Annotated in this window: 26 protein-coding genes; 10 read left to right on the top strand and 16 right to left on the bottom strand. The window is 67.3% G+C overall.

What is annotated here, in order from left to right; translation table 11 throughout:
• Nucleotide 1 precedes the first annotated feature (1 nt).
• The 3 genes from ABIC35_RS07755 to ABIC35_RS07745 all read left to right on the top strand — a co-directional run bounded on the left by ABIC35_RS07755 (nt 2) and on the right by ABIC35_RS07745 (nt 4,161).
• Nucleotides 2–1,249, top strand: coding sequence for a putative bifunctional diguanylate cyclase/phosphodiesterase (locus ABIC35_RS07755; RefSeq protein ID WP_354278390.1), 1,248 nt, complete (start codon nt 2–4; stop codon nt 1,247–1,249).
• Nucleotides 1,246–3,705: an ATP-binding protein gene (locus tag ABIC35_RS07750; RefSeq protein ID WP_147425850.1), complete on the top strand. Its 2,460-nt coding sequence runs from the start codon at nt 1,246–1,248 to the stop codon at nt 3,703–3,705. The genes ABIC35_RS07755 and ABIC35_RS07750 overlap by 4 nt, the downstream gene beginning before the upstream one ends.
• 69 nt (nt 3,706–3,774) lie before the next feature.
• Nucleotides 3,775–4,161 carry a response regulator gene (locus ABIC35_RS07745; protein WP_121075646.1) on the top strand — a complete coding sequence of 129 codons (387 nt, stop codon included), beginning with the start codon at nt 3,775–3,777 and terminating at the stop codon, nt 4,159–4,161.
• A gap of 3 nt (nt 4,162–4,164) precedes the next feature.
• On the opposite strand, the gene ABIC35_RS07740 is transcribed toward ABIC35_RS07745, so the two are convergent.
• The 3 genes from ABIC35_RS07740 to ABIC35_RS07730 all read right to left on the bottom strand — a co-directional run bounded on the left by ABIC35_RS07740 (nt 4,165) and on the right by ABIC35_RS07730 (nt 7,658).
• The gene (locus ABIC35_RS07740; RefSeq protein ID WP_121075649.1) at nt 4,165–5,451 is read right to left on the bottom strand and encodes an MFS transporter; all 1,287 of its coding nucleotides are present in this window, start codon (nt 5,449–5,451) and stop codon (nt 4,165–4,167) included.
• Between the two features lie 192 nt (nt 5,452–5,643).
• The gene (locus ABIC35_RS07735) at nt 5,644–6,924 is read right to left on the bottom strand and encodes an ATP-binding protein (RefSeq protein ID WP_354278389.1); all 1,281 of its coding nucleotides are present in this window, start codon (nt 6,922–6,924) and stop codon (nt 5,644–5,646) included.
• Entirely contained in the window at nt 6,921–7,658 is a 738-nt protein-coding gene (locus ABIC35_RS07730; RefSeq protein ID WP_121075652.1) for a response regulator, read from the bottom strand. Before ABIC35_RS07730 ends, ABIC35_RS07735 begins: the two co-directional genes overlap by 4 nt.
• A gap of 222 nt (nt 7,659–7,880) precedes the next feature.
• Between ABIC35_RS07730 and rpsU the strand changes: the two genes are divergently transcribed.
• Both rpsU and ABIC35_RS07720 read left to right on the top strand, forming a co-directional pair.
• Nucleotides 7,881–8,087 (top strand): 30S ribosomal protein S21, encoded by a 207-nt coding sequence (gene rpsU / locus ABIC35_RS07725; RefSeq protein WP_010545388.1) that lies wholly within the window; start codon nt 7,881–7,883, stop codon nt 8,085–8,087.
• An 87-nt stretch (nt 8,088–8,174) separates the two neighbouring features.
• Nucleotides 8,175–8,759, top strand: coding sequence for an FKBP-type peptidyl-prolyl cis-trans isomerase (locus ABIC35_RS07720; protein WP_121075655.1), 585 nt, complete (start codon nt 8,175–8,177; stop codon nt 8,757–8,759).
• A 66-nt stretch (nt 8,760–8,825) separates the two neighbouring features.
• Here the strand turns inward: ABIC35_RS07720 and ABIC35_RS07715 are convergent, their stop codons facing one another.
• The 3 genes from ABIC35_RS07715 to wecB form a co-directional block, all read right to left on the bottom strand.
• Nucleotides 8,826–9,578: a metallophosphoesterase family protein gene (locus tag ABIC35_RS07715; protein WP_121075658.1), complete on the bottom strand. Its 753-nt coding sequence runs from the start codon at nt 9,576–9,578 to the stop codon at nt 8,826–8,828.
• A 2-nt stretch (nt 9,579–9,580) separates the two neighbouring features.
• Nucleotides 9,581–10,879 (bottom strand): UDP-N-acetyl-D-mannosamine dehydrogenase, encoded by a 1,299-nt coding sequence (wecC, locus tag ABIC35_RS07710; RefSeq protein ID WP_121075661.1) that lies wholly within the window; start codon nt 10,877–10,879, stop codon nt 9,581–9,583.
• 67 nt (nt 10,880–10,946) lie between these two features.
• Nucleotides 10,947–12,086, bottom strand: coding sequence for a non-hydrolyzing UDP-N-acetylglucosamine 2-epimerase (gene wecB, locus ABIC35_RS07705; RefSeq protein ID WP_121075664.1), 1,140 nt, complete (start codon nt 12,084–12,086; stop codon nt 10,947–10,949).
• A 113-nt stretch (nt 12,087–12,199) separates the two neighbouring features.
• Between wecB and galU the strand changes: the two genes are divergently transcribed.
• Nucleotides 12,200–13,069, top strand: a complete 870-nt coding sequence (gene galU / locus ABIC35_RS07700) for a UTP--glucose-1-phosphate uridylyltransferase GalU (protein WP_121075667.1) — start codon at nt 12,200–12,202, stop codon at nt 13,067–13,069.
• 39 nt (nt 13,070–13,108) lie between these two features.
• On the opposite strand, the gene ABIC35_RS07695 is transcribed toward galU, so the two are convergent.
• The 10 genes from ABIC35_RS07695 to ubiE all read right to left on the bottom strand — a co-directional run bounded on the left by ABIC35_RS07695 (nt 13,109) and on the right by ubiE (nt 22,646).
• Nucleotides 13,109–14,455 carry a nucleotide sugar dehydrogenase gene (locus ABIC35_RS07695; protein ID WP_121075670.1) on the bottom strand — a complete coding sequence of 449 codons (1,347 nt, stop codon included), beginning with the start codon at nt 14,453–14,455 and terminating at the stop codon, nt 13,109–13,111.
• 46 nt (nt 14,456–14,501) lie between these two features.
• Nucleotides 14,502–15,521, bottom strand: coding sequence for an NAD-dependent epimerase/dehydratase family protein (locus ABIC35_RS07690; RefSeq protein ID WP_121079247.1), 1,020 nt, complete (start codon nt 15,519–15,521; stop codon nt 14,502–14,504).
• A gap of 48 nt (nt 15,522–15,569) precedes the next feature.
• The gene (locus ABIC35_RS07685; protein ID WP_121075673.1) at nt 15,570–16,334 is read right to left on the bottom strand and encodes a HesA/MoeB/ThiF family protein; all 765 of its coding nucleotides are present in this window, start codon (nt 16,332–16,334) and stop codon (nt 15,570–15,572) included.
• On the bottom strand, nt 16,331–16,711 hold the full coding sequence (locus ABIC35_RS07680; RefSeq protein ID WP_121075676.1) for a hypothetical protein: 381 nt from the start codon (nt 16,709–16,711) through the stop codon (nt 16,331–16,333). Before ABIC35_RS07680 ends, ABIC35_RS07685 begins: the two co-directional genes overlap by 4 nt.
• On the bottom strand, nt 16,708–17,154 hold the full coding sequence (dut, locus tag ABIC35_RS07675; protein ID WP_121075679.1) for a dUTP diphosphatase: 447 nt from the start codon (nt 17,152–17,154) through the stop codon (nt 16,708–16,710). The genes ABIC35_RS07680 and dut overlap by 4 nt, the downstream gene beginning before the upstream one ends.
• 2 nt (nt 17,155–17,156) lie before the next feature.
• The gene (locus tag ABIC35_RS07670) at nt 17,157–17,978 is read right to left on the bottom strand and encodes an alpha/beta hydrolase (RefSeq protein ID WP_354278388.1); all 822 of its coding nucleotides are present in this window, start codon (nt 17,976–17,978) and stop codon (nt 17,157–17,159) included.
• Nucleotides 17,968–19,140, bottom strand: coding sequence for a bifunctional phosphopantothenoylcysteine decarboxylase/phosphopantothenate--cysteine ligase CoaBC (coaBC, locus tag ABIC35_RS07665; protein ID WP_121075682.1), 1,173 nt, complete (start codon nt 19,138–19,140; stop codon nt 17,968–17,970). Before coaBC ends, ABIC35_RS07670 begins: the two co-directional genes overlap by 11 nt.
• Nucleotides 19,137–20,255, bottom strand: coding sequence for a hypothetical protein (locus ABIC35_RS07660; protein ID WP_121075685.1), 1,119 nt, complete (start codon nt 20,253–20,255; stop codon nt 19,137–19,139). The genes coaBC and ABIC35_RS07660 overlap by 4 nt, the downstream gene beginning before the upstream one ends.
• Complete coding sequence (ubiB, locus tag ABIC35_RS07655) at nt 20,252–21,784, bottom strand: 2-polyprenylphenol 6-hydroxylase (RefSeq protein ID WP_121075688.1); 1,533 nt, start codon at nt 21,782–21,784, stop codon at nt 20,252–20,254. Before ubiB ends, ABIC35_RS07660 begins: the two co-directional genes overlap by 4 nt.
• Before the next feature lie 130 nt (nt 21,785–21,914).
• Nucleotides 21,915–22,646 (bottom strand): bifunctional demethylmenaquinone methyltransferase/2-methoxy-6-polyprenyl-1,4-benzoquinol methylase UbiE, encoded by a 732-nt coding sequence (ubiE, locus tag ABIC35_RS07650; protein ID WP_121075691.1) that lies wholly within the window; start codon nt 22,644–22,646, stop codon nt 21,915–21,917.
• 89 nt (nt 22,647–22,735) lie between these two features.
• Here ubiE and mutM point away from each other — a divergent pair, with 89 nt between their 5' ends.
• The 4 genes from mutM to ABIC35_RS07630 all read left to right on the top strand — a co-directional run bounded on the left by mutM (nt 22,736) and on the right by ABIC35_RS07630 (nt 26,205).
• Nucleotides 22,736–23,545, top strand: a complete 810-nt coding sequence (gene mutM / locus ABIC35_RS07645; protein WP_121075694.1) for a bifunctional DNA-formamidopyrimidine glycosylase/DNA-(apurinic or apyrimidinic site) lyase — start codon at nt 22,736–22,738, stop codon at nt 23,543–23,545.
• A 97-nt stretch (nt 23,546–23,642) separates the two neighbouring features.
• Entirely contained in the window at nt 23,643–23,906 is a 264-nt protein-coding gene (rpsT, locus tag ABIC35_RS07640; protein WP_121075697.1) for a 30S ribosomal protein S20, read from the top strand.
• 434 nt (nt 23,907–24,340) lie between these two features.
• Complete coding sequence (gene dnaA, locus ABIC35_RS07635) at nt 24,341–25,720, top strand: chromosomal replication initiator protein DnaA (RefSeq protein ID WP_121075700.1); 1,380 nt, start codon at nt 24,341–24,343, stop codon at nt 25,718–25,720.
• Nucleotides 25,717–26,205 carry a GNAT family N-acetyltransferase gene (locus tag ABIC35_RS07630; RefSeq protein WP_121075703.1) on the top strand — a complete coding sequence of 163 codons (489 nt, stop codon included), beginning with the start codon at nt 25,717–25,719 and terminating at the stop codon, nt 26,203–26,205. Before dnaA ends, ABIC35_RS07630 begins: the two co-directional genes overlap by 4 nt.
• Nucleotides 26,206–26,376 lie beyond the last annotated feature (171 nt).

The raw sequence follows: 26,376 nt of genomic DNA, 5'->3' as shown, positions 1-26,376 counted from the left end.
GGTGAGCCAGGGCTTGAACGTGTCGGTGTTGTGCCGCGTGACCAATTTCGAGACAGCGCGCCGCATCCTCGGCAAAAATGGCCTGCATTTCGCTGCCGAGGCGCTGGCAGCACGAATCGTTGCGCAGGCTGACGGTGTGCAACTCGTCGGCGTCGGTCGTGACCTCATCGAGTTTCATATTGCCGTAGCGGATCGCGAACAGGCCACGGCCCGCCTCCAGACGCTCCGTCGTGCGCTGGATGCCCAGCAGCGCGAGGCCCTGGCCGAGGTGCGGCTGGAATTCGCCATCGGTGCCGCCTGCGCCTCTACCGAGGAGGGCGACACGCTGCGGTTGCTCGAGGTTGCCGAAATCGCACTGGAGCGTGCGGGCGAGGCGGGCGGTTTCGAGATGATCGATCTTTCGCTCGCGGATCACGCGATCGACCGTCTCACGCTCATCGCCGACCTGCCGCGCGCCATCGCGGCTAGCGAGCTGTTCCTCCACTATCAGCCCAAGATCAACGTCCGCCAGCAGCAGGTGTCGAGCGCTGAGGCGCTGATCCGCTGGCAGCATCCCGAGCGCGGCCTGGTCATGCCGGGCGACTTCATCGCCGCGGCGGAGGATTCGGGCCTGATCGGTCCGCTGACGCTATGGACGCTGCGCCAGGTGATCGCCGACCAGCGCCGGCTTGCGGCGCTCGGGCACGACATCCCGCTGTTCCTCAATATCTCGGGCATGCTGCTCGCCAACGCGGGCTTCATCGACGAGGTGTGCGAGATCATCACTGCCAATCCGGCGGCGAAGCTCGGCTTCGAAATCACCGAAACCGCGGTGATCCGCGATCCCGAAAGTGCCATCCGCCACCTGCAGCGCTTCGCCGATCACGGTGTGGTGCTGGCGATCGACGATTATGGCGCGGGCCTGTCCTCGCTGGCCTATCTCAAGCAGCTCCCCGCCAAGGAGCTGAAGATCGACAAGATGTTCATCACCCAGCTCACCTCGAGCCACCGCGATCCGCTGATCGTGCGGTCGACGATCGATCTCGCCCATGCGCTCGAGATGGAGGTGACTGCAGAAGGCGTGGAGACGCCGGCGGCGCTTGCCCTGTTGAGCGTGATGGGCTGCGATCTCGTGCAGGGCTATCTGATCTCGCGTCCCGTGCCGTTCCCGGCGCTCTGCTCCTATCTCGGCGAGCAGGACCAACTGGCCGAGACCATGGCCAGCCGTCCGGTGTTTCTCCGGTCGGGAAGTTCGTGGACCCGCGCGTGAATCGCACCGGGCACCTGCTTGCTCGTGCTGTTCCGCTACTCTTCATCGTCGCTGCCCCCGCAACGGTACGCGCGCAGCAGTTGCCGCGGGACGTTGCCGGGCTCGTGTCGCAAGCGCGGGATCGCATTGTCGATCAATCGGCGGACCCGAAGCCGCTGATCAACCGGATCAACGATGCAGCCGATCGAAGCCAGGACTCCGGCCAGCGTGCGCTCATCCGCGGCACGGCGCTATGGCTTCGCGCGGAAATGCAGCTGCGCTCCGACGACGTGAATGCGGCGCGTCTTTCGCTGGAGGAGGCGCAAAGGGCGGTCGCGCCGATAGCCGCACCGGTACGCGTGAAGGGCGACCTTCTGCTTTCGCTTGGCAACCTGTACATGATGCGCGACCAAGCAGCCGAGGCGCTGTCGGCGTTTCAGCGCGCCTATCGAGTTTTCGAACAATTGCATGAAGTGCGCAGTCAGGCGCTGGCGCTTCAGTCGATCGGCTCCTTGTATGTGATCGCGCATGATGATCACCGGGCCGAACGCTATTTCCGCCAGGCGTCGTTGCTCTACGGTGGGGACGACATCCTGTCGCTCAGCCTGCACAACAGCCGCGGCAACGTGCTGCTCGTCCTTGAACGCTATCGCGAAGCCGATGCCGAATATACCGAAGCTGTGCGCCTGGCGCGGAAGCTCGGCAAACCGGTTCTCGAAGCGCGAATTCTCGACAATTTAGCGAGGAGCCAGATCGAAGCGCGCGATCTGCGCAGTGCGCAGGCGACGCTCGATCGTGCCTTTGCGCTCGCCAAGGGGGGCGATGCGGGGGGCTTGGAGCGGCTGCTGAACGCGACTGCGGCCAAGCTGGCGAAGGACGAGGGCAATCTGCAGCGCGCGGCGGCATTGATCGGGGAGACATTCAAGGGTGTCGACCTGGCGACGACCACGCAGGATTATCGCACGCCGCATCTGTTCGCCTACCTCATCTACCGCAAGCTCGGCGAGGATCGGCTGGCGCTGCGGCACCTGGAGGCGCTCAAGCGGCTGAGCGACGAGGCGGCGAAGGTGGCGACCACCAACAGCGCCGCGCTGATGGCGGCCCGGTTCGACTATGCGAACCAGGAACTGACCATCCAGCGGCTCAAGACCGAGCAACTGCAAAAGGCCGCGCATTTCCAGCGCGTGCTGTTCCTCTCGCTCGGCCTGGCCACTCTTGTGGTGATCCTGCTGCTGAGCGTTGGGCTGTTCACCATCCGCCGCAGCCGCAACCAGGTGCGGGCGGCGAACCGCGTGCTCGCCTCCACCAACGCCGCGCTCGAAAAGGCGCTGCGTGCCAAGACCGAGTTCCTGGCGACCACCAGCCACGAGATCCGCACGCCGCTCAACGGCATCCTCGGCATGACCCAGGTGATGCTGGCCGACGACGCCATCGACGGCGATGTGCGCGAGCGGCTGGAGGTGGTGCAGGGCGCCGGGCTGACCATGCGGGCGCTGGTCGACGACATTCTCGATGTCGCCAAGATCGAGAGTGGCAATCTTAGCGTCGATCCCGTGCCGATGGATTTCCGTGCGCTCGCCGAGGAAGTCGCGCGGCTCTGGACCGATCCGGCACAAGCCAAGGGGCTGGCCTTTGACGTCCAGCTGGGCGGCGCGCCTGGCTGGATCGTCAGCGATCCCAGCCGGCTGCGGCAGCTGCTGTTCAACCTGCTGTCGAACGCGCTCAAATTCACCTCGGCCGGCGCGATCGGCTTGCGGGCAGAGGTGGTGCCGGGCGAAGGCGGCGCGGGCGAACGCTTGCGGATTGCCGTCTCCGATACCGGAATCGGCATTCCGGCCGATAAGCTCGGCGAGATTTTCGAGAGCTTCCGCCAGGCGGATTCCAGCACCACCCGGCAATATGGAGGTACCGGCCTCGGCCTCACCATCTGCCGCAACCTGACCGAAGCGCTGGGCGGCGTGATCCTGGTGGCAAGCACGCCGGGCGAAGGCTCGACCTTCACGCTTGACCTGCCGCTGCTGCGCGCCGAGCCGCCGGCCACGCTGCCGGACGCCGGCGAAGCGGGCACCGGCGTGCTGATTCTCGAGCGCAATCCGATCACCCGGGCGATGCTGCGGACTCTGTTCGAAGCCGAAGCGGACCGAGTCCGATTCGCCAAGGACCGCGACGAAGCCGCGCAGCTACTCGAATTGGAGCAGTTCGATGCGCTGGTGATTGACGAAGCGGCACTCGCCACCGCAACGCAAGATCTGGTGGAGGGAGTCGCTATCCTACGCAGTATACAGCCCGATCTATGCGCAACCTTGCTGTGGAGCGGCAAGAACGTTGAACAACGTTCGCAATTTCTGGACGCCGGCATAACACAGGTGATAGAAAAGCCCGTCGCTGGAACGGAATTGGTAGCAGCGGCACTGCCCGCGTCCGCGCGGAAAAAGAAGAAACTGGGGAACGACCCGCTTGTTTCGCAGGCGGCTTAGGGCGATAATACACCTAGACATGCACAACGTGGCCAGAACGCCGGTTTCTGCCCAGAAGGGCCAGCGTCGATGAACATCCTGTTCATCGAGGACGATCCGATGAATCGGCGCGTCGTGAAGGACATGCTCGACGTGGCCGGGGCGACGATGGCCGAGGCGGCCTGGGCCGAGGAGGGGCTCGCTCGAATCGACGACGAGACTTTCGATATCATTCTGGTGGATCTGCGCATGCCCGGCACCGACGGGTTCGAGACGATTCGCCAGATCCGCGCACGTCCCGATGCCAAGGCCGAACTGCCGATCATCGTGGTCACCGCCGATACCGCGCTCGACCTGCGCGAGCGCTGCCTGGCGACCGGCGCCGATGACGTACTGTTCAAGCCGGTGGCAATGGACGCGCTGTTCGATGCGATCGGCCGGGTGCTCGCCAAGCGGGGCGGGGCGATCCTCGCGTGAGGCTCAGTCCTCGGCGATCCGGCTGTTGCGCGCGGTATCGCGCATCGTCGCATAGGTGATCAGCGAGATGCCGATCATCGCGGTGACGTACCAGTAGAAGCCGCGCTCCCAGCCTTCTTGCTTGAACCACAAGGCCACCGAAGGCGCGGTGCCGCCGAAGATCGCGTTCGCCAGCGCATAGGGCAGCGCGACGCCCAGGGTGCGGATATGCGCGGGGAACAGCTCCGCCTTCACCACCGCGTTGATCGCGGTGTAGCCGGTGACGATCAGCAGCGCCGCCGTCATCAGCCAGAAGGCCGAGGGCCCGTCGCGCACGCCCTCCATCGCAACGAAGATGGGGTAGGTGAAACACACCCCCAGCACGCCGAAGCCGATCATCAGCGGCTTGCGGCCGATCCGGTCGGACAGCGCCCCCGCCAGCGGCTGGACCAGCATGAACACGAACAGCGCCGCCGCATTGACCTGGGTGGCCGCCGCATCGGAGAATCCAGCGGTCTTCTTGAGGAAGGTGATCGGGTAGATGGTGTAGGCGTAGAAGGCGAGGGTGCCGCCGGCGGTGAGCAGCAGCACCAGCATCGCTTCGCGCGGGTGCTGGCGGAACAGCGCCAAGGCACTCGAGGCCGCCTTGCGATCGCGCTTGGCGAAGCTCTCGGTTTCGGCGAGGCGGCGCCGGAGCCAGTAGACCAACAGCGCGAGCGCGCCGCCGAGCGCGAAGGGCAGGCGCCAGCCCCAGTCGCGCAGGCTCCCCTCGGGCAGGACTGCCTGCAGCGCGAGCAGCGCCACCAGCGCGGTGAGCTGGCCGGAAATAAGCGTGACATATTGGAAGCTGGAGAAAAAGCCGCGGTGTCGCCGGCCCGCCATCTCCGACAGATAGGTGGCACTCGCGCCATATTCGCCGCCGAGCGACAGACCCTGCAGCAGCCGTGCGATCACCAAAGCGGCGGTCGCCGCCCAGCCGATCGCGCTGTAGCTGGGCGTCGCCGCGATCAGCAGCGAACCCGCGCACATCAGCGTGACCGACAGGCTCAGCCCCGCCTTGCGACCGTGGCGGTCGCCATAGACGCCCATCAGCCAGCCGCCGATCGGCCGCATGAAGAAGCCGATCGCGAAGACGATCCAGGCGTTCAGGTCCTGCGCGGTGCCGGGCGCGAAGAAATGCGGGGCAAGATAGCTGGCGAGCGCCGCATAGGCATACCAGTCATACCATTCGACGAGGTTGCCGGCCGATCCGCCGAGGATCGAGCGAAGGCGGGTGCCGCGATCGAGCGGAGTTTCGGAAACATGGGCCATCGCCCGCCTGTATAGCAAAGCTCCGCCCGCCGGAATGGCGCGCACAGGGGGCAGCGCGTCGCTCGGCGGGCGCAGTTGCAGTCGCGCGGAAAGCCGTACGCGCGATGCGGAGCCGCCGTTGGGGCTGCGGCTTGTGCGTGCTGTGCAGCGGGAACCTCGCCGGACGATGTCGCGGCGTAACGACGTGTTGCGTCAGGTTGCCAGCGGCAGGCGGACCCGCACCCGGCCGCCGGCGCCGCTGGGCCGGTTGGCGAGCATCACCTCGCCGCCGTGAAGCTCGACGATGGAGCGCACGATCGCCAGGCCCAGTCCGGTGCCGCCCGTCGCGCGGTTGCGCGAGCTTTCGCCGCGGACGAACGGCGCGAACAGATTCTCGGCGCGCGAAAGGTCGAATCCCGGGCCTTCGTCATCGACATGGATTTCGCCATGCCCGCTTCGAATGCTCCAGCTGATCCGTGCGACATGGCCATAGCGGATCGCGTTCTCGATCAGGTTGCCGAACAGTCGCCGCAGCGCCTGGGTGTCGCCGATCAGCACCATGCGCGGTCCGGGATCGACCGTCACCGGGGTTCCCGCCGTCGCCAGGTCGTCGGCGAGGCTGTCGATCAGCGAGCCCAAATCGAGCCGCACCATCTCGCCATGCGCGCGATCGTCGCGGGTGAAGCGCAGCGTCGCGGCGAGCATCGCGCGCATCTCGCCGATGTCGGCGACGGCGCGTTCGCGGGCCGCTTCGGGCAGTTGCTCGATCCAGAAGGCAAGGCGGGAGAGGGGGGTGCCCAGGTCGTGCGCCATCGCGGCCAGCATCACGGTGCGATTTTCGGCCTGCTGGAGGATGCGCGCCTGCATCGCCTCCATCGCGCGCCCGAGTTCGCGAATTTCGCGTGGACCGTCGAGCGGGATCGCCTCGGGGGCGCCGAGCCGCGCGCGTTTCGCCGCCTCCGCCAGCCGCCGGATGGGGCGGGAGATTCGCCGCGCTGCCGCCCAGGCGAGCAGCGAAAGGATCACCAGCGTCAGCAGCATCCATTGGAGGATCGCGACTCGCCAGCGGCCGAGCGTCGGCGCGCGGCTGACCGAGGCGACCAGCCAGCCCTTGTCAGTGCGGCGCCCGATCGTGAAGCTGCCATGGATGTCTTGGTCGGGATCGCTGGTCGGCCACTCATAATAGCCGCGCACGCTGCCCGCAGGCGCGGGGATCAGCGCCGCGATCGCGGAGTCGCGTTCCGGAAATGCCCGTTCTTCCGTTCGCCCGAAGCGATCGCTGTCGGCGTAATAGAGGTGGATCGCCTCGCCATGGATACGAGCGGGGGCGCGGCCGGTGCGCAGTGCATCGGCGACGCGCGCGATCGGGACCGGGCCGAAGCCGGGAGGCGGACCGTGGAACACCACCGCGAACTGCACCAGCATCACCACCGCTGCCGAGGTGATGGCGAACAGCATCATCGGCACCACGATCGACGCCGGGCGGCCGATCACTTGGTGGTCACCTCGGCGATGAACATATAGCCTTCGTTGCGGATGGTGCGGATCAGCTCGTCCGCGTCCGAGCGAGCGAGTTTCTTGCGCAGCCGGCTCATCTGCACGTCGATCGCGCGATCGAAATGCTCGGCATGGGCGCCGCGCGAATAATCGAGCAGCGCATCGCGGGTCAGCACCCGGCGCGGCCGCTCGACCAGCGCGAGGAGCAGGCGGAACTCGCCGTCCGACAGGTTGATCAGCACGCCCTCGGGATCATAGAGCTGCCGCCCGACCGGATCGAGCCGCCACCCGGCGAAACGCAGATAGCTGCGCTCCAGCGTGCTGGTCGTAGCCGGGGCCGCGACAGCGCGGCGCAGCACCGAACGAATGCGCGCCAGCAATTCGCGCGGATTGGCCGGCTTGGCGATGTAATCGTCGGCGCCCATCTCCAGGCCGACGATGCGATCGATGTCCTCGCTCAGCACCGAGTGGAGAATCACCGCGGGGCCCGCCTGGCGGTCCATTGTGCGGAGGATGGAAAGGCCGTCCTCGCCGGGCATCATCAGATCGAGCACCACCAGCGCATAGCTGTTGGCGGCGATCGCCGCGCGCATCGCGGTCGCATCCTCGGCCGTGTCGACGACATAGCCGTGCTGCGCCAGGAATGCGGCGGTGAGTTCGCGGATGCCGGGATCGTCGTCGACGATGAGGAGGCGGGTTTCGAGATCCAATGCGGGAGCTGACTGCATCATGAAGTGGGTATTGCGACCCGAACCTATCGACCGGGTTGCAGCGCTGCAATCTGCTGTAATGCGAATTCGGACGCGGCGCGCCCTCAATTCTGCGGAAGCATGGCGGCCATGCACGCTTTTGCTTGAAGAATCGAACGGGCGCTGATAGGAGGCCCGTTCGACGCCGTACCTTTGGTTTCGGCGGCCCCTTGCTATTGAGTTTGATCGGAGCTGTACGACTTTATGCAAATCATCGTTCGCGACAACAACGTCGACCAGGCGCTGCGGGCGCTCAAGAAGAAGCTGCAGCGTGAAGGCGTCTATCGCGAGATGAAGCTGCGCCGTCACTACGAGAAGCCGAGCGAGAAGCGCGCTCGCGAGCGTGCCGCCGCCGTGCGTCGCGCCCGCAAGCTGGAGCGCAAGCGCATGGAGCGCGACAGCGCCCGTTGAGGCCTGCCCGGCGCGCGTTGAACCAGCGCGCGCCGTCGTTTCTGTTTCCTACATAAACGGGGATGCCTTCCCCGTCGGAGTCCGATCATGTCGGTGACCGCCGTTCCGCTCCAGCCCGTCAAGGGCAGCTACAAGCTCTGGATCTGGTTGGGGGTGCTGGCAGCGGCTGCCATCGCCGCTGCGCTTGCCTGGACGGGCACGCGCACGCCGGCCGCATCGCATCTCGATGCCGATGCATTCATGGCGTGGCACAAGAACCAGTCGGGCATCCAGACCACGCCGTCGGGTCTCCAGTATCAGGTGATCGAGGCCGGAAGCGGCGCCACCCCTGCCGAGCAGGACGGTGTCGTCACCGAGATTCGCGGCGTTCTGCGCAGCGGCAAGGAATTCCAGCCGAAGACGCCGATGCGTTTCCAGATCGGCCAGCCGATGATCCCGGGCTTCACCGAAGGCGTGAAGCTGATGAAGAAGGGCGCCCATTATCGTTTCTGGCTTCCGCCGAAGCTGGGCTATGGCGCCGAGGGTGGCCAGCAGAACGAGCTGTCCGACCAGGTGCTGATCTTCGACGTCACCATGCAGGAACTGGTGCCTGCCGCGGTCATCCGCCAGATGATGATGCAGCAGCAGCAGGGCGGCATGCCGCAGGGCGCAGGCGAAGCCCCCGCCCAGTAAGCAGCTTCCGATTGCAGTATTTCGAAAAGCCCGCGAGCGACCCTCGCGGGCTTTTTCGTGTGCGCGTCAGGCGCCGGTGGCGAGGAAGCGGCGCTCCGGGCCATCGAGGCATAGCGCGGTAAGGCGACCGGTGGCGCTGGCGCCGGTGTCGATCGCGATACGATTCGGGTGAATCTCTGGTTCGCCGACGACCGTATGGCCGTGGACGATCAGCACCCCGTGGTCCGCGGCGCTGCGGAGGAACGGCGTCCGGATCCACCGCAGGTCCTGCGGCTCCTGCGCCTCCAGCGCCACCCCGGGGCGAATGCCGGCATGGACGAACAGAACGTCGCCAATCCGCACCGAATCGGGAAGCGCGCGCAGCAGCGTGGCGTGCGCCCCGGGAATTGCTGTGCGGAGCAGCGCCGGTGCAGCCGCAGGCTCGGCCAACAGCGCAATCGGGTCGAGTCCGTAGCTGGCGGCGCATTCCTCGCCACCGAAGTGCAGCCAGCTTTCGAGATCGCGCAGATTGCCGTCAAGCATCGCAACCAGCATCGTCTCGTGGTTGCCGCCGAGGATCGTCAGGCTGGGGTCGGACGCCTGCCGTTCGAGCAGGAGATCGAGCACCCCACGCGAGTCTGGGCCGCGATCGATCAGGTCGCCGAGCAGGATCAGATGCTCGCGGGCGCGGGGATCGGCGGCACGCTCGGCATCGATCCGTGCCAGCAGTTCTTCCAGCAGGTCACGCCGGCCATGCACGTCGCCGATTGCGTAGGCGCGGGTGCCCGCCGGCAGCGCATAGGCCGGCGGCTCAGGCCTGCGGAACAGCTCGGTGAGCATGTTCACCCGGCGAGGCGCAGACCGGCGGCGATGCTCTCCGGCGCAGGCTGGTCCGGCCAGATGCCGCGCGTGTCATAGACCAGCTTGCCCGCACGCTCGTCGAGCGGCACCGACTTGAACAGGTCGTGATCCACCAGGACGATGAAGATCGGGCAGCTTTCGATCGCGCTGTCGATATCGGTCAGCGTCGCGCCCGTTGCGGCGAGGGTAGGAGGCAGCGCTTGGGCATAGGGCTCTACGATACGGACGCGGGCCCCGTGCTGCTCGGCGATTGCTTGCGCCACCTTGAGCGCGGGGCTCTCGCGGAAATCGTCGATATTGGCCTTGAAGGCGAGGCCGAGGCAGGCGATCGGCGCGCCCGGCAGCCGGGCGATCAGCGCCTCGGCGCGCGCGATGCTGTGCGCGACCTTGCCGTCGTTCACTTCGCGCGCGGTTCGGATCAGCGGGCTTTGCGCCGGGTTGGAATGGACGAGAAACCAGGGGTCCACCGCGATGCAGTGGCCGCCCACGCCGGGTCCGGGCGAGAGGATGTTGACGCGCGGGTGGCGGTTGGCCAGCCGGATCACCTCCCACACGTCGACGCCCATGCCCTCGGCCAGAATTGAGAGTTCGTTGGCGAAGGCGATGTTGACGTCGCGGAACGCGTTCTCGGTGAGCTTGGTCATCTCGGCCGCGCGTGCGGTGGTGGTGACGCAGGCGCCGCGAACGAAGCGGCGGTAGAAGTGCAGCGCCTTGCGCGCACAGCGCGGGGTGATGCCGCCGATCACCCGGTCGTTCTCGATCAGCTCTACAAGGATGCGGCCGGGCAGCACGCGCTCGGGGCAATAGGCGATGGCGATGTCGGCGCTGCCGCTGCTGTGGCCGGGCACCTTGAGGTCGGGGCGCAGCTGGGCGAGCAGCTCGGCCACCTTCTCGGTGGTGCCTACGGGGGAGGTCGATTCGAGGATCACCACGTCACCGAACTTGAGCACCGTCGCGATGGTGGTCGCCGCCTGCAGCACATAGCCGATGTCCGGCGCATGGTTGGCGCCGAACGGCGTCGGCACGGCAATGACGAACACGTCTGCCGGCTCGATCGCCAGCGCCGCACGGAGATTGCCGCGCGCGACCACCCCGGAGACGAGGCCGTCGAGATCGATCTCCTCGATATGCACCCGGCCGGAGTTCACCGTCTCCACCACGGCCGCGTCGACGTCGATGCCCAGCACCCGGGCGCCCGTCCGCGCGATCACCGCCGCGGTGGGTAGCCCGATATAGCCGAGGCCGAGCACTGCGACCTTCGGCTCCGTGGTGACAAGCATCGCAAACTCCGCGCGAAATCAGGAGCGGCGACCATGGCAGAGAGGCGTTAAAATATCGGAAGACGGCTCAGTCGAAGCCGAAGCTCTCGCGGATGATGGCGGCGATGCGGGTCGCGGCATGGCCGTCGCCGAACGGGTTGTGCGCGCGTGCCATCGCGGCGTGCGCGTCCCGATCATCGAGCAGGCGGCTGACTTCCTCGACGATGCGATCGGCATCGGTACCCACCAGTCGCGCGGTGCCAGCGGTGACGCCTTCCGGCCGCTCCGTGGTATCGCGCATTACCAGCACCGGCTTACCGAGCGCCGGCGCTTCTTCCTGAACCCCGCCCGAATCGCTCAGCACCAGATCGGCCATGTCCAGCGCGCGTATGAAGGTCGGATAATCGAGCGGGTCGATGCGGGCGATGTTGGGCTGCTCGCTCAGGGCGGCGTCCATCACCGCGACGACATTGGGATTTGGATGCACCGGAAACAGGATCGCTACGTCCGGTCTTGCTGCGATGCGGCGAAGTGCGTCGGCAATCGCAACCATGCCCTCGCCGAAGTTCTCGCGGCGATGGGTTGTGACCAGCACTATCCGCTTGCCGGCGAAGCGCGTCGCAATCGGGTCGAGCCCGGCCGCGAGCTGCGGTTCGGCCATGATTCGCGCCCGCGTCGCGAGCAGCGCGTCGATCACCGTGTTACCCGTGACATGGATGGTGGCGGCGGCCACATTCTCGTCGCGCAGCGCGTTGGCGGCGGTTTCTGTCGGGGCGAAATGCTGGTCGGCGATCGGGGCGACGATCCGGCGGTTCACCTCCTCCGGCCAGGGCTGGTAGATGTCGCCCGAGCGCAGCCCTGCCTCGACATGGCTCACCGGAATCTTGCGATAATAGGCCGCCAGCGCGCCTACCATCGCGGTAGCGGTGTCGCCCTGCACGATCACCCGGTCCGGCCCCACCGAATCGAGCGCGTCGCCGATGCCGGTCAGCAGCCGCACCGTCAGCGCGTCGAGCGACTGGCCGGGGGTCATCAGGTCGAGATCGACGTCCGGGGTAATCCCTGCGATTGCCAGCACCTGATCCAGCAGGCCGCGATGCTGCGCGGTCACGCAGGTAACGACGTCGAACTTCGTCGACGCCTGCAGCGCGCGAATCACGGGGAAGAGCTTGATCGCTTCGGGACGTGTGCCGAAGACGACGAACAGCTTTTTGCGGACCTGTGCCATTTCGGTTCCCTAGCGTAATTGCATCACCGAACCATTACGGAAGCCGTGCGTTTGCCACCCGCGCGGTATACCGTTATGCCGCACTGCACCCAAAATTTACCATGAGGGGGGTTATGACGATCAAGCCGCTGCGTAAGGCCGTGTTCCCGGTTGCGGGACTCGGTACCCGGTTCCTGCCCGCCACCAAGGCGATGCCGAAGGAGATGCTGCCGGTCGTCGACCGCCCGCTGATCCAGTACGCCGTCGACGAGGCGGTGGAAGCCGGCATCGAGCAGATGATCTTCGTCACCGGCCGCGGCAAGTCCGCGCTCGAGGACCATTTCGACATCGCCTATGAGCTGGAAGCGACCATGGCCGCGCGCGGCAAGTCGCTGGAGGTGCTGGACGGCACTCGCCTCAAGCCGGGCAACATCGCCTATGTCCGCCAGCAGGAGCCGATGGGCCTGGGCCATGCCGTGTGGTGCGCCCGCGACATCGTCGGCGACGAGCCTTTCGCGGTGCTGCTGCCGGACGACTTCATGTTCGGCCAGCCCGGCTGCCTCAAGCAGATGGTCGACGCCTATAACAAGGTGGGCGGCAACCTGATCTGCGCCGAGGAAGTGCCGGATGACCAGACGCACCGCTACGGCATCATCACGCCGGGCACGCAGGACGGCACGCTGACCGAGGTGAAGGGGCTGGTGGAAAAGCCGGCGCCGGGCACTGCGCCGTCGAACCTGTCGGTGATCGGCCGTTACATCCTGCAGCCCGAAGTGATGCGCATCCTGGAGAACCAGGGCAAGGGCGCCGGCGGCGAGATTCAGCTGACCGACGCGATGCAGCGCATGATCGGGGACCAGCCGTTCCACGGCGTGACCTTCCAGGGCACCCGCTACGATTGCGGCGACAAGGCCGGATTCATCCAGGCGAACCTCGCGGTCGCCCTGTCGCGTCCGGATCTCGAACCGGCTGTGCGCGCCTTTGCGGAGAAGGCGCTGGGCTAAGCCTATCTGGCGGTGCGCCGGGCAGTCCGGCGCGCCGCGTCAGGCGCGGGCGATGTTCTCGCCCGTGACGCCTGCCTTGCCGCAGGCATTGCGCGTGTCGATCACCAGCTTTGCCGAGGCCGCCAGTGCGGTGTAATCGACCGCGTCGTGGTCGGTGGCGATCAGCACCGCATCGTAGCCGGCGATCGCGGCTTCGTCCCATGCCACCCCGTGTCGATAGTTGAGCGTCGGATGCTCGCGCGTGCCGTTGATCTGGGCGACGTGGGGATCGTGGAAATCGGCCGTTGCGCCGCGCGCCTCGATCAGTTCCATCAGGCGGAGCGACGGGCTCTCGCGGATGTCGTCGACATTCTTCTTGTAGGCCACCCCCAGTACCAGCACCCGCGCGCCGCGCAGCCCTCGGCCGAAGCGGGCGTCGAGCGTATCCGCCAGCACGCGGATCACGTGCTGCGGCATGTCGGCATTGATCTGGCCGGCCAGCTCGATGAAGCGGGTGTGCTGGTTGTACTCGCGGGCCTTCCAGGTGAGGTAGAAGGGGTCGATCGGGATACAGTGCCCGCCCAGCCCCGGGCCGGGATAGAAGGGCATGAAGCCGAACGGCTTGGACTTGGCCGCCTCGATCACTTCCCACACGTCGATGTCCATCGCGGTGAAGATCAGCTTCAGCTCGTTGACCAGGGCGATGTTGACCGCGCGGAACACGTTCTCGGTGATCTTCACCGCCTCTGCCGTCGCCGCCGAGGAGACCTGGATCGCCTGGGGCACGATGTGGCGGTAGAGCGCCATCGCCAGCCCGGCTGAGGCGGGATCGTCGGCGCCGACCACCTTTGGGATCTTGGTGGTGGAGAAGGTCGGGTTGCCGGGATCCTCGCGCTCGGGCGAATAGGCGAGGAAGAAATCCCTGCCCGCGGTCATGCCGTTCTCCTCGAGGATCGGCTGCATTACCTCGCGGGTGGTGCCGGGATAGGTGGTCGATTCGAGGATCACCAGCTGGCCCTTGCGCAAGCTGTGCGCGATCGCGCGGGTGGTGTGTTCGACATATTTGAGGTCGGGTTCGAGGTGGCGGGTGAGCGGCGTCGGCACGCAGATCAGCAGCACGTCGACCTCGCCCAGCCGGTCGAGATCGGCCGTCGCGGCGAGGCGCTTCTCGCCGACCAGCGGCGCGATGCGGTCGCCAGGGATGTGCTTGATATAGCTCTCGCCCCGGTTGAGCGCGACGACCTTCTCAGGATCGAGATCGAAGCCGAGGACGGAGCAGCCCGCCTCGCCGAACGCAACCGCCAGCGGCAGGCCGACATAGCCCATGCCGATCACGCCGATCGTCGCTGCGCGCGTCTCGATCCGGGTCTGCAGCTCGAGTCCGTGCGCCGGCCATTCGAAGGTCATCTTGTCCGCTCCAATCGGGAGCGGCTCTTGTGCACCAGCGCCGGTTTCAGCTTCGATAATGCTCCAGATACCAGCGCACGAACTGCGCCACGCCTTCCTCGGGGGTGGTGGAGGGCGCATAGCCGGTGAGACGACGGAGCAGGTCGGACGAGGCTTCGGTCGCCGGTACGTCGCCGGCCTGCATCGGCAGGAAGTTCTTGATCGCGGTGCGGCCCAGCGCCTTCTCCGCCGCGCCGATATAGTCCATCAGCGGGGTGGGGCGGCCCGCGCCGATATTGACGATGCGGAAGGGCGCGGCGGGGGACAGGCTGTCTCCCTCCACCGGTACGTCGCCAGGGACGGCGTCGATCAGCCGCACGATCGATTCGGCGAGATCGTCGATGAAGGTGAAGTCCCGCACCATCTCGCCATTGTTGTACACGTCGATCGGTTCGCCGGCGAGAATGGCGCGGGTGAACTTGAACAGAGCCATGTCCGGGCGTCCCCAGGGGCCATAGACCGTGAAGAAGCGGAAGAAGGTCATCGGCGTGCGGAACAAATGCGCGTAGCTGTGCCCCATCAGCTCGGTCGCGCCCTTGGTGGCCGCGTAGAGGCTCATCGGCGTGGCGGTGCGCTGGGTCTCGCCGAAGGGCATGTCGGTATTGGCGCCATAGACCGAACTGGTCGAGGCGGCGAGGAAGTGGCGGACCGAATGGTGGCGCGCCAGCTCGAGCAGGTTGAACGTGCCGACCACGTTCGCGCCGATATAGCTGGCCGGCTGCTCGATGCTGAAGCGCACGCCGGCCTGCGCGGCGAGGTGGATCACGACGTCGGGCCGGAACTCGGTCCAGGCATCGGCGAGTGCTGTCTGGTCCTCGATCGACAGGCGGGCCACCCGGAAATTCGCGTGGTTGGACAGCATGTCGTTGCGCGCTTCCTTGAGCGCGACGTCATAGTAATCCGAGAAATTGTCGATGCCGAGCACCGTCGCGCCTGCCTGGAGCAGGCGGCTGGCGGTGTGGAAGCCGATGAACCCGGCCGATCCGGTAACGAGCACGCGCGGGGGCTTGGCGGTCGGGTCGGTCATCATGGCTCCTGTGCTGCGGTGTCGGTGCCACTCCTAGGCCGCTTCTCCTTACCGGAGCGTTCCCGTGCCGCAAGACGGGCAGCCCGGATCCTTGGGCAGCTGGAGCGTGCGGAAGCGGAAGGCGAGTGCATCGACCAGCAGCAGCTTGCCGGCGGTGTCGTCGCCGAACGGCGTGATCGCCCGGATCACCTCCAGCGCGGCGAGGCTGCCGAGAATGCCGGTGAGCGCCCCCAGCACGCCCTGTTCGGAGCAGCTGATGCCCTCGCGCTCGGGATCGTGGCCGACGAAGCAGCGGTAACACGGCCTGTCCGCCTCCCAGCCGCGGAAGGTGCCAAGCTGGCCCTCGAACTCGGCGACGGCGGAGGAGACGAGCGGCACGCGAGCGGCGAGCGCCGCATCGGCGACGGCGAGGCGGGTGGCGAAATTGTCGGTGCCGTCGAGCACGACATCGTGCCCGGCGATCAGCGCAGGCGCGTCGGCGGCGGAGAGGCGGCGTGTCTCGACGCGGACCGTGACATTGGGGTTGATCGCGGCGACGCGGGCGGCAGCCGCTTCGGCCTTGCCGGTGCCGATATCGTCGGTGCCGAACAGTATCTGGCGCTGGAGATTGGAGCGGTCGACCACGTCGTCGTCGACGATGGTCAGCGTCCCCACGCCGGCGGCGGCGAGATACTGGATCGCCGGCGCGCCGATGCCGCCGGCGCCGATCACCAGCACCCGCGCGGCCTTGAGCTTCGCTTGGCCCGCACCGCCCACCTCGCGCAGGATGATGTGCCGGGCGTAGCGTTCCAGCTCTTCGTCGGAGAGCGTCATTTGGCCCAGGAGAAGGTTACCGTCGTGCGGTACCATTGATCGGCATTGGCCATGCGCGGCAGCAGGTTGCCCCGCGCGGCGCCGGCCACCATCGCGGCGGCATATTGCTCCACCGTCGGGCACTGGATCGCGCGTGGCACGGTCGTGCGGATATTGTCCTGCGCATCGACCAACACGGCGACGTCGACGCTCAGCGTCAGCCCCGGCCCGATCGCGACCGGGCATTTGCGCGTGGTCACTTCATTGGCGACGAAGGCGAGCATGTCCGGGCTGATCTGCGGCTCGGCGCGGTAGGGCAGCGGTGCGAGCGACGGCCAGTCGATCACCCGCGGCGGGTTCGCCTGCAGCGCAACGGCGAGGGCCAAGGTGGCGATCATCGCCCGGTCGAGCCGAAGCCGCCGGCCCCCCGTGTGGTTTCGTCGAGGCTGTTCACTTCGTCCAAGTCGGCGCGCTGCACCGGGGCGGGGACCAGCTGGGCGATCCGGTCGCCGCGCGCGATCGGGAAGTCCTCGGTGCCAAGATTGGCGAGGATCACCTTGATTTCGCCGCGATAATCGCTGTCGATCGTGCCCGGCGTGTTGAGGCAGGTGATGCCGTGCTTGAGCGCCAGCCCCGAGCGCGGGCGGACCTGCACCTCATAGCCGGCGGGGATCGCCATGGCGAAGCCGGTGGCGACGGCGTGGCGCGCGCCCGGGGCGAGCGTCAGGTCCTCGGCGGCGACCACGTCCATGCCCGCCGCACCTTCGGTGGCGTAGCGGGGGAGGGGTAGGTTCTCGCCATGGGGCAGGCGCTGGATCGCGATACGGATCGGCGGCAGCAAGGTCAGCCTTTCGTGGGAAGCGCGGTCGCCAGCCGGGTGGTTGCCGCCAGCACTTCGGGATCGTTGAGCAGATCATGTCCCCGTCCGGGGACGATCCGGAGATCGGTAGCGATGCCGCGAAGTGCAAGGGCCTCGGCATAGGCCCGCGACAGCGCCGGGGGCGTGATCTTGTCGTCGAGGCCGACCAGCACCGCGGCGCGCATGCCCGGCATTACCCCACCGGCGGTCTTGAGCGGATCGAGGCTGGCGACCGGCGTCGCCCAGGCGGCACCGTGGCGCTGCTTCTGCATGCCCTTGCGCCATTCGGGCAGCGCGCAGGGGCAGCCGACCAGCACCATCGCATCGACCAGATCGGGGCGGATGCCGGCGATGTCGGCGGCAATCGCCGCACCGCCCGAATCACCGACCAGGATCAGCCGCGCGGACGCGAAGCGGCGGCGCAGAATGCCGAGCGACTCCGCGATCGCGTCGATCCGCTCCTGCGTATAATCGTCACCGAAGCCGAGCCCGGCCTGTCCCGGCGAGCGGTTGCCGGCGGCATCGCCATAGCCCGGGCGCAGCAGCGCGACCGCAGCGCTGTTGGGGATGTTCTGGGTGGCCGCCTCGGCGAAGCGATAGTGGTCGCTGCGCGATTCCGGGCCGCCGTCGCCGTGGAGGACGACGATCAGCGTGCGCACCGTGTCCGGCGCGGTGGCGCCGAAGTTGCGGGCGTGCAGGTTGAGCGCCGGCTCCACCTTGGCGACGGTGTGCGTCGTTGCGACAGGCGTGGTGCAGCCGGCGAGCAGCGCAATGCCGGCAAGGGCGGGCAGCAGCTTAGAGCGCATCGGCGATCCGTTCGGCGAGGCGGCGGGCGACGTCGGCCTTGGACGCGCGCTCCCAGCTTTCGACGCCCTCGGCGGTGACGAGATGGACGGCATTGGCTTCACCCCCCATCACATCGCCCGAAACATCGTTGGCGACAATCCAGTCCGCGTTCTTGCGCGTGCGTTTCGCGACGGCATGTTCAATCACTCGCTCGGTTTCCGCCGCGAAACCCACCACGAGCCGCGGCCGGCGCGATCCCTGCGCCACGCCGGCGAGAATATCAGGATTCTGCGCGAGGTGCAGCAGCGGCGCGGCGTCCCCCTTCTTCAACTTCTGCGCAGCGGGCTCAACGTGCCAATCGGCTACAGCGGCAACCATCACGGCTGCGTCGGCGGGGAGGGCGGCGTCCACCGCGGCCGCCATCTCGCGCGCGGTCTCCACGTCGACCCGAGTGACGCCCGCCGGCGTGGGCAGCGTCACCGGCCCCGCGATCAGCGTGACCCGCGCACCCAGCGCCGCCAGCGCGCCGGCAATGGCAAAGCCCTGCTTCCCCGAGGAACGGTTGGCGATGTAGCGCACCGGGTCGATCGGCTCGTGCGTGGGACCTGCGGTGACGAGCACATGCTTGCCGGCCAGCCGCTGTTCGACGGGCGAAAGCGCCTGCTGGATCGCGGCGAGGATCGGCTCGGGCTCGGGCAGCCGACCGGCGCCATATTCGCCGCAGGCCATCGGGCCCTCGTCGGGTTCCAGCACGGTCACGCCGTCCGCGCGAAGCTGGGCCACGTTGCGGCGGGTGGCGGCATGGCTCCACATCCGCACGTTCATCGCCGGGGCCGCGAGCACCGGCTTGTCGGTGGCGAGCAGCAGCGTGGTCGCCAGGTCGCTGGCGATGCCGCCGGCCATGCGGGCGAGCAGATCGGCGGTAGCCGGCGCCACCACAACCAGATCGGCCTGGCGGCTGAGCTGGATATGGCCCATCTCCGCCTCGTCCTTCAGGTCCCACAGCGTCGTGTAGACCTGGTTCTCGGACAGCGCGGCGAGCGTCATCGGCGTGACGAAATGCTGGCCGCCTTCGGTGAGCACGCAGGTGACGCCGATCCCGGCCTTGCGGCACAGGCGAACGAGTTCGCACGCCTTGTAGGCGGCGATGCCCCCGCCGACGATGAGCAGGATGCGCTTCATGGAGTCACCGTTGTAACCGTGATCCGCCGCCTGTCGAGCGCACGGTGCCACAGGTCCGCCAGCGCATCGGGGACGAACACCAGCCCGACCAGTGCGGCGGGGGCGATCATCAGCGCCCAGTAAAAATTGTCGAGCCGCGCGAAGATCGAAATCACCACGCCATAGGCGATCAGCAGCGCGAACATCCGCAAGCCCAGCGGCTCGTCCCAGCTCGCCCAGCCGAGTAGTGCCAGCACGATCAGCACCGCGCCGACCATCACCGGCAGGGCCTGCAGCGCGGTGGAAGTGACCAGCGCGCGAAGGAAGAAGCCGGGGCCGTTGAACGCCGACCAGCCCGGCGATGCGGCATCGAGCGGGCCGGTCACGCCTGCCACGGCATGCGCGTGCAGCGCCAGCACCCCGCCGAAGACCAGCAGCGCCACGCCCCAGCCCAGCGCCTCGCCCCGCCGATCCTCGCCCCAGGCGAAGACCAGCATGACGATCGCGTACAGGGCTGCAGTCTCGCGGATCAGCATCGCGGCGAGGCCGAGCGCGATCGCCTCCAGCGCGCGACCCGGGCGGCGCAGCGCCAGCGACAGCGCGACGAGCAGGCCGGCCCAAACCTCGTGGAACAGCACGAGACCCGGCTGGAAGAAGGCCAGCATCGAGACCGCGAGCATCATCATCATCACCGCGCGCGGGAACAGCCCGTTCAGGGCCAAGCCTACGCGCGACGCCCATGCAAAGGCGGTCAGTGCAGCGAGCGCCAGCAGCAGGCCGATGCTCGCCCATCCGGGGATCAGCGCCTCGAGTGCCGCCAGCGCGGGCAGTCGCATGGTGAAGAACGGCCGCAGCGGATAGCCGCCGGCGCGCATCGCGTCGCTCGCCGCGACATAATAGGTATCGCCGCCCTTCATCGCCGCGACGACGCGCTCATACAGCCCGATATCGGTCATCCGATCGGCGGTGGCAGCGGCGGTGGCGCCGTCGCCGGTGAGCGACGGCACCGCCAGCGCGGTCAGCGAGGTGAGCACCAGCAGCAGCACCGCCAGCCAGGCCAGCCGCGCGCGGCCCCGCGACAGGGCGGCAAAGCGGCTCGGCTGGAGGGTCCAGAGGCGGCGCGTGCGCCCGGTCATTTCAGCAGCAGCGTTCCGGCCACACCGGCCAGCGCGGCGACGATGCTGACCAGCGCATAGCGCCAGCCGCCGCCGACGCGCACGACCTGGATCTCGCGCAAGGGCGGCTCGGGCGGGGCGCCGCCGGGGCCGGGGAAACGAAGTTCGATGTTACGGACCAGCTCCGGCAGGCGGGCAAGGGTGCGCAAGTCCTGGATCAGGCGATCGGCGACCTTGGCCTCCGGCCCCAGCTCGGTGCGGATCCATTCGCGGACGAACGGTGCCGAGACTTCCCACAGATTGATGTCCGGATCGAGCCCACGCGCGACGCCTTCCACCATCACCATCGTCTTCTGGAGCAGCAGCAAGTGCGGCTGCGTCATCATGTCGAAATCGCGGGTAATCGAGAACAGCCCGTCGAGCATGCCGCCGATCGACATTTCCTTCACCGGCAGGCCGCGCATCGGCTCGCCCACCGCGCGCAGGGCAGTGGCGAACTCGGCGACATTGTGGTGGGCGGGGACATAGCCCGCCTCGAAATGGATCTCGGCGACGCGCTTATAGTCGCCGGTGAGCAGTCCATAGAGGATCTCGGCGAGCCAAACGCGGGCGCGGCGGTCGATCCGACCCATGATGCCGAAGTCGATCGCGGCGATGCGGCCATCGGGCAGCGCGAACAGATTGCCCTGGTGCATGTCCGCGTGGAAAAAGCCCTCGGCGATCGCCTGGCGCAGGAACGCCTTGATCAGCTTGCCCGCAAGGCCCGGCATGTCGTGCCCGGCGCGGACCAGCGCGTCCCGGTCGCTCAGCTTGATGCCGTCGATCCACTCCAGTGTCAGCACCTTGCCGGTGGTGCGCTGCCAGTCGATCTGGGGGACCATGAAGTCCGGCTCGGCGGTCATGCCCTCGGCGAGTTCGGAGGCCGAGGCGGCCTCGCGGCGGAAGTCGAGCTCGCGTGCGGTCCAGCGCTTGAAGCTTTCGATCACCAGCCGCGGGCGCAGGCGGCGCGCCTCGCCGCCATAAGCTTCGAGCTGGGCGGCGGCCCATTCATAGGTGTCGATGGCGCGCGCGAAGTCGCTTTCAATACCCGGGCGCAGCACCTTCACCGCGACACGACGGCCGTCGGTGGTCACCGCGCGGTGCACCTGCGCGATCGAGGCGGCGCCGATCGGGGCTTCCTCCACTTCCGCAAACATCGCGGAGAGCGGGCGCCCAAAGCTGGTCTCGATCCGTTCGCGGATGATGTCGAAGGGGACCGGCGGCAGCGCATCCTGCAACCGGAGCAGGTCGTGCGCGGCGGTCTCGCCGACGAGATCCGGGCGGGTGGCGAGCGTCTGGCCGAGCTTGATCGCGGCGGGACCGATTGCCTGGAAGGCGTCGGCATAGGCAGGGACTGCCGGCACGCGCGCGCCCAACCGGGCAATGCGGGCAACGCGGCGCACCGGGCGCGGGGTGTTCGCATCGCGCTCGATACCCCGCAATGCGCCGTGGCGCGCAAGGATGCGGCCCCATTTGAGCAGGCGCCAGAGATGGACGGCAGGCGCGGTCATGCCTCTAGGCCCTCCTCCTGGGAGGAGGGGATGGGGGTGGAGGGATTCCAGAATGTCTGTCGGTCTCGGTGAGACACGGCCCCACCCCAAACCCCTCCCCTGAAGGGGAGGGGCTCAAACGCGTGCGCCATCAAATCTTCCAGCCGCTGTGGATCGCGACGAGCCCGCCGAGCAGCGGCTCCACCTTGGTCTGCTTGAACCCCGCCTCGGCGATCATCCGCTCGAAGCTCGGCATGTCGGGGAAGCGGCGGATCGATTCGATGAGGTAGCGATAGCTGTCCTCGTCTTGCGCTAGCAGCTTGCCGAGCTTGGGGACCAGCTTGTGCGAATAGGCGTCATAGATCTCGGCGAAGCCCGGCCACTGGGTGGTCGAGAATTCCAGCACGAAGAAACGGCCGCCGCGCTTCAACACGCGGTGCGCCTCGCGGAGCGCCTTGGGGATGTCGGTTACGTTCCGGATGCCGAACGCGATCGTATAGGCATCGAAGAAGCGATCGGGGAATTGCAGCGTCTCGGCATTGGCCTCGGTCCACACCAGCCCGTCAATGCCGCGCTGGGCGGCGCGCTCGACGCCGACGCTGAGCATTTCCGGATTGATGTCGGCCACCGTGATCGCGGCACCCGTCTCGGCCATGCGGAAGGCGATGTCGCCGGTGCCGCCGGCCATGTCGAGGATGTGCTCGCCCGCGCGCGGCTTTACCCGGCGGACGAAGCGATCCTTCCACAGCCGGTGCATGCCGCCCGACATGGCGTCGTTCATCAGGTCGTATTTGCTGGCGACATTCGAGAACACTTCGCCGACGCGGCGGGTCTTGTCCTCAGGGGCGACGTCTTCGTAACCGAAGGAAACGGTATCGGGCATGGGGGTGCCTTAGCCGCAGGTGACGGCCAAACCAAGAGGGCTGAGGGGCAGGTGACATTCCGCCCCGCACTTCCTAGCTGTAAGGCCAGATGCCTGAGCTTCCCGAAGTAGAAACCACCGTTCGCGGCCTGGCCCCCGTGCTGGAGGGGCAGCGGATCGAGCGCGTGCTGCTGAATCGCGCCGATCTGCGCCGCCCCTTCCCGGTCGATTTGGGCCAGCGGCTTACGGGCGCGACCGTCACCAGCCTGTCGAGGCGGGCGAAATATGGCCTTATAGATACGGACCGCGAGGACACGCTGGTATTCCACCTCGGCATGTCCGGGCGTTGGCGGATCGATCCGGCGGAATTGGGCAAGCACGACCATGTCGTGATCGAGACCGCGCGGCACCGGCTGTCGCTCAACGATCCCCGGCGATTCGGCTCGATGGACCTGGTGCCGACCGCCGAGTTGGCGGAATGGCCCGCGTTCAAGGCACTCGGGCCGGAACCCTTGGGCCCGGACTTCACCGCCGCGCATCTGGTGGCGGCGTTCGAGGACCGAATCGCGCCGGTGAAGGCCCTGCTGCTCGACCAGCGAATCGTCGCCGGGCTCGGCAATATCTATGTGTGCGAGGCGCTGTTCCTCGCGGGCATCGCACCGACCAAGCCGGCGGGCTCGATCGGCCGGGCCAAGCTGGAGAAATTGGTCGACGCGGTGAGAGAGGTGCTGGCGGCCGCGATTCGCGCCGGCGGCTCCACCTTGCGCGATTATGCCCGGCCCGACGGCGAGCTCGGCTATTTCGCCAAGGAGTGGCGGGTCTATGGCCGGGAAGGGGAGCCCTGTAGCTGTGGCCGCCCGGTGCAGCGCCGCGTCGATTCAGGGCGTTCCACCTTCTATTGTGGCAAATGCCAGCGCTGAAAAGGTTGACCCGAATCGCTACAGCCGGTAAGGGGCCCGTCTTTCCGGCGTGGGCTCGCTTCCGCGCCTCACCCATTTCGAGCAGGAACAAGACCGAATGGCGAATACGCCGCAAGCGAAGAAGCGCATCCGTCGCAACGACCGCCGCGCCGAGATCAACGGTGCACGCGTCGGCCGCATCCGTACCTTCATCAAGAAGGTCGAAGCTGCGCTGACCGCCGGCGACAAGGCCGCTGCCACCGAAGCGCTCGCCGCTGCGCAGCCGGAAATCGCCCGTGGCGTCGCCAAGGGCGTACTCCACAAGAATACGGCAGCGCGCAAGTTCTCGCGCCTGAACAAGCGTCTTCAGACGCTCGCCTAACCGTAACTATTCGGTAACGAAAAACCCTGCCGGACTCTGTCCGGCGGGGTTTTTCGCGTTTGCGCTGCAAAAAAATGGTTAAAATTTGAGCAACGCAAGCGAATCGCGCGAATCCACGAGTCGTCCCGATTCGGTCGACGATGACTCTGGCTTTACCATGCTAACTGACGGAATTAGTTGAGGAATTCTGGCACCCCCACGGTTTTCCTAGGGGTTCGGGCTGTCAACAAAACTATTTCAGAAAGTTTACATGGCAGGCCCTTGCTCGACTCAGTTCGAGCTTCCTACAACGAACCTCCCGGCCACGTTGCTGGCCGGGGACAACGAGCTCAGCGCGCGTCTCCGGGGGCATGACCGGCTGCGATGGGCCTCATGATCGACAATGGTTTTAGAACGCGGGAATCGTGATTCCCGCGAAGGAAGGGTGCGTCACAGTGACTCAGGTTCAACCGCTGGAACGTGAGGAAGGCCGCGACGTCGCCAAGGCTTGGGCGCATGTGCGCACCAACCTGCGCCGCTCGGCCGGCCAGCGGCTGTTCGACCAGTGGCTGAAGCCTGTGGTCCTCGTCGAGGGCAGCGATTCGCACGCCGTGCGTCTGGGCCTGCCGTCCCCGTTCCTCACCCAGTGGGTGAAGAATCACTATGCCGAGCGCCTGCTGCTCGAGTTCCGCGCGGTGCTGCCCAACGTGCGCACCGTTACGCTGGAGACGCTGCAGGACGCCGAGCAGCGCGTGCTCAGCGCCGAGCCGGCGCCCGCGCCCCGCAAGGAAACGCTGGTCGAGCCGGCCGAGCGCCCTTCCTTCGATCCGCGCTTCACCTTCGATCGATTCGTGGTGAGCACGACGAATCGCGTCGCCTTCAACGCCGCGCGCACCGTCGCGCAGCCGGGCGTGCCGATGTTCAGCCCGCTCTACCTCCATGCCGGCACCGGCCAGGGCAAGACGCACCTGATGCACGCGATCGGCCACGCCTTCCTCGAGGCGAACCCGGGCGCGACCGCGATCTACTCGACCGGCGAGCGCTTCATGTTCGAGTTCGTGCAGGCGCTGCGCAACAAGGACACGCTGGCGTTCAAGACCCGGCTGCGTTCGGTCGACCTGCTGATGATCGACGATCTTCAGTTCATCGGCGGCAAGGACGCGACCCAGGAAGAATTCTTCCACACGGTCAACGAGTTCATGAGCGCCGGCAAGCGGCTGGTGATCGCCGCCGACCGCGCGCCCCAGGCCTTGGAGGGCTTCGAGCCGCGCCTCGTCGGCCGCCTCGGCGCCGGGCTGGTGGCGGACATCAAGCCCGCCGAGCTGGACCTCCGCCGCGCGATCGTCGAGCGCAAGCTGAAGGACATGCCGGCAGTCGACATGCCCGTCGAGGTCGCTGACCTGCTGGCCGCGCGTATCACCACCAACGTTCGCGAGCTCGAAGGCGCGCTGAACCGTCTCGTCGCCTATGCCAGCCTGTCGAACGAATCGATCACCATCGACTTCGCGACCAGCGTCCTTGGCGAAGTGCTGCGCACCAGCCAGCGCCGCATCACCATCGACGAGATCCAGCGCGCGGTTTCGACCCATTTCGAGGTGAAGCAGCTCGACCTGATCTCGGCCCGCCGCGCGGTGGCAATCGCCCGCCCCCGCCAGATCGCGATGTACCTCGCCAAGCGGCTGACCACCCGCTCGCTGCCGGAGATCGGCCGCAAGTTCGGCAACCGCGACCACTCGACGGTGATCCATGCGGTCAAGCGGATCGAGGATCTGCGCAGCAAGGATGTCGAGATCGACGGCGCCGTCCGCGCGCTGATGCGCACCCTGGAGGGGTGAGCCCGGTGATTCGCTCCGCTGTCGCCCAAGACGGCGCGGCGGTCTGGGCGATCCTGGAGCCGGTGATCCGCGCCGGCGAAACCTATGCGCTGGACCGCGATCTATCGCGCGATGATGCCTTGGCCTATTGGCTAGGCGCCGATCGCGCAAGCTTCGTGGCCGAGGCGGAAGGGCAGGTGCTCGGCACCTACTATCTTCGCGCGAATCAGGCCGGTGGCGGCGCGCATGTCGCCAATTGTGGCTATGCGACGCATCCCGAGGCGCGCGGACGCGGCATTGCCCGCGCCATGGCCGAGCACAGCTTCGCCGAGTCGCGAGCACGGGGCTTTCGCGCGATGCAGTTCAACTTCGTCGTAAGCAGCAACACGCCCGCCGTGCGGCTGTGGCACGCACTCGGCTTCGAGACGGTCGGGCGGGTGCCCGAAGCGTTCGACCATCCGGAATGCGGGCTCGTCGATGCGCTCGTGCTGTATCGGCGGCTTTGACGGCAGCAAAACCGCGGACCGTTCAATAGCCGCGACAATTCGCGGCAGGCGCAGGTGCTCACGTCAAAGTCGTCGCCTAGAGCATCTTCACGATGGGCGGAATCGCGAGGGATTCCCTTTTCGGTGGTCGTGTGATTCATAGGCGTCCGTCACGACGGAGGCGGCAATGGG

Origin of the sequence: Sphingomonas trueperi (genome assembly GCF_040545965.1) — a bacterium.
GTDB lineage: Bacteria > Pseudomonadota > Alphaproteobacteria > Sphingomonadales > Sphingomonadaceae > Sphingomonas > Sphingomonas trueperi_C.
Note: the sequence above shows the minus strand (reverse complement) of the source record. Positions and strands in the feature narration are given on the sequence as shown.

Bases quoted from the DNA above. Each gene is read 5' to 3' on its own strand.
- mutM (WP_121075694.1), top strand. From the start codon at position 22,736: ATGCCTGAGCTTCCCGAAGTAGAAACCACCGTTCGCGGCCTGGCCCCC.
- ABIC35_RS07660 (WP_121075685.1), bottom strand. From the start codon at position 20,255: ATGACCGGGCGCACGCGCCGCCTCTGGACCCTCCAGCCGAGCCGCTTT.
- ABIC35_RS07715 (WP_121075658.1), bottom strand. From the start codon at position 9,578: ATGCTCACCGAGCTGTTCCGCAGGCCTGAGCCGCCGGCCTATGCGCTG.
- ABIC35_RS07720 (WP_121075655.1), top strand. From the start codon at position 8,175: ATGTCGGTGACCGCCGTTCCGCTCCAGCCCGTCAAGGGCAGCTACAAG.
- wecB (WP_121075664.1), bottom strand. From the start codon at position 12,086: ATGGCACAGGTCCGCAAAAAGCTGTTCGTCGTCTTCGGCACACGTCCC.
- coaBC (WP_121075682.1), bottom strand. From the start codon at position 19,140: ATGAAGCGCATCCTGCTCATCGTCGGCGGGGGCATCGCCGCCTACAAG.
- ABIC35_RS07730 (WP_121075652.1), bottom strand. From the start codon at position 7,658: ATGATGCAGTCAGCTCCCGCATTGGATCTCGAAACCCGCCTCCTCATC.
- ABIC35_RS07745 (WP_121075646.1), top strand. From the start codon at position 3,775: ATGAACATCCTGTTCATCGAGGACGATCCGATGAATCGGCGCGTCGTG.
- ABIC35_RS07690 (WP_121079247.1), bottom strand. From the start codon at position 15,521: ATGACCGACCCGACCGCCAAGCCCCCGCGCGTGCTCGTTACCGGATCG.
- ABIC35_RS07740 (WP_121075649.1), bottom strand. From the start codon at position 5,451: ATGGCCCATGTTTCCGAAACTCCGCTCGATCGCGGCACCCGCCTTCGC.
- galU (WP_121075667.1), top strand. From the start codon at position 12,200: ATGACGATCAAGCCGCTGCGTAAGGCCGTGTTCCCGGTTGCGGGACTC.
- ABIC35_RS07680 (WP_121075676.1), bottom strand. From the start codon at position 16,711: ATGATCGCCACCTTGGCCCTCGCCGTTGCGCTGCAGGCGAACCCGCCG.
- ABIC35_RS07670 (WP_354278388.1), bottom strand. From the start codon at position 17,978: ATGCGCTCTAAGCTGCTGCCCGCCCTTGCCGGCATTGCGCTGCTCGCC.
- rpsT (WP_121075697.1), top strand. From the start codon at position 23,643: ATGGCGAATACGCCGCAAGCGAAGAAGCGCATCCGTCGCAACGACCGC.
- ubiE (WP_121075691.1), bottom strand. From the start codon at position 22,646: ATGCCCGATACCGTTTCCTTCGGTTACGAAGACGTCGCCCCTGAGGAC.
- wecC (WP_121075661.1), bottom strand. From the start codon at position 10,879: ATGCTTGTCACCACGGAGCCGAAGGTCGCAGTGCTCGGCCTCGGCTAT.
- ABIC35_RS07695 (WP_121075670.1), bottom strand. From the start codon at position 14,455: ATGACCTTCGAATGGCCGGCGCACGGACTCGAGCTGCAGACCCGGATC.
- ubiB (WP_121075688.1), bottom strand. From the start codon at position 21,784: ATGACCGCGCCTGCCGTCCATCTCTGGCGCCTGCTCAAATGGGGCCGC.
- rpsU (WP_010545388.1), top strand. From the start codon at position 7,881: ATGCAAATCATCGTTCGCGACAACAACGTCGACCAGGCGCTGCGGGCG.
- ABIC35_RS07685 (WP_121075673.1), bottom strand. From the start codon at position 16,334: ATGACGCTCTCCGACGAAGAGCTGGAACGCTACGCCCGGCACATCATC.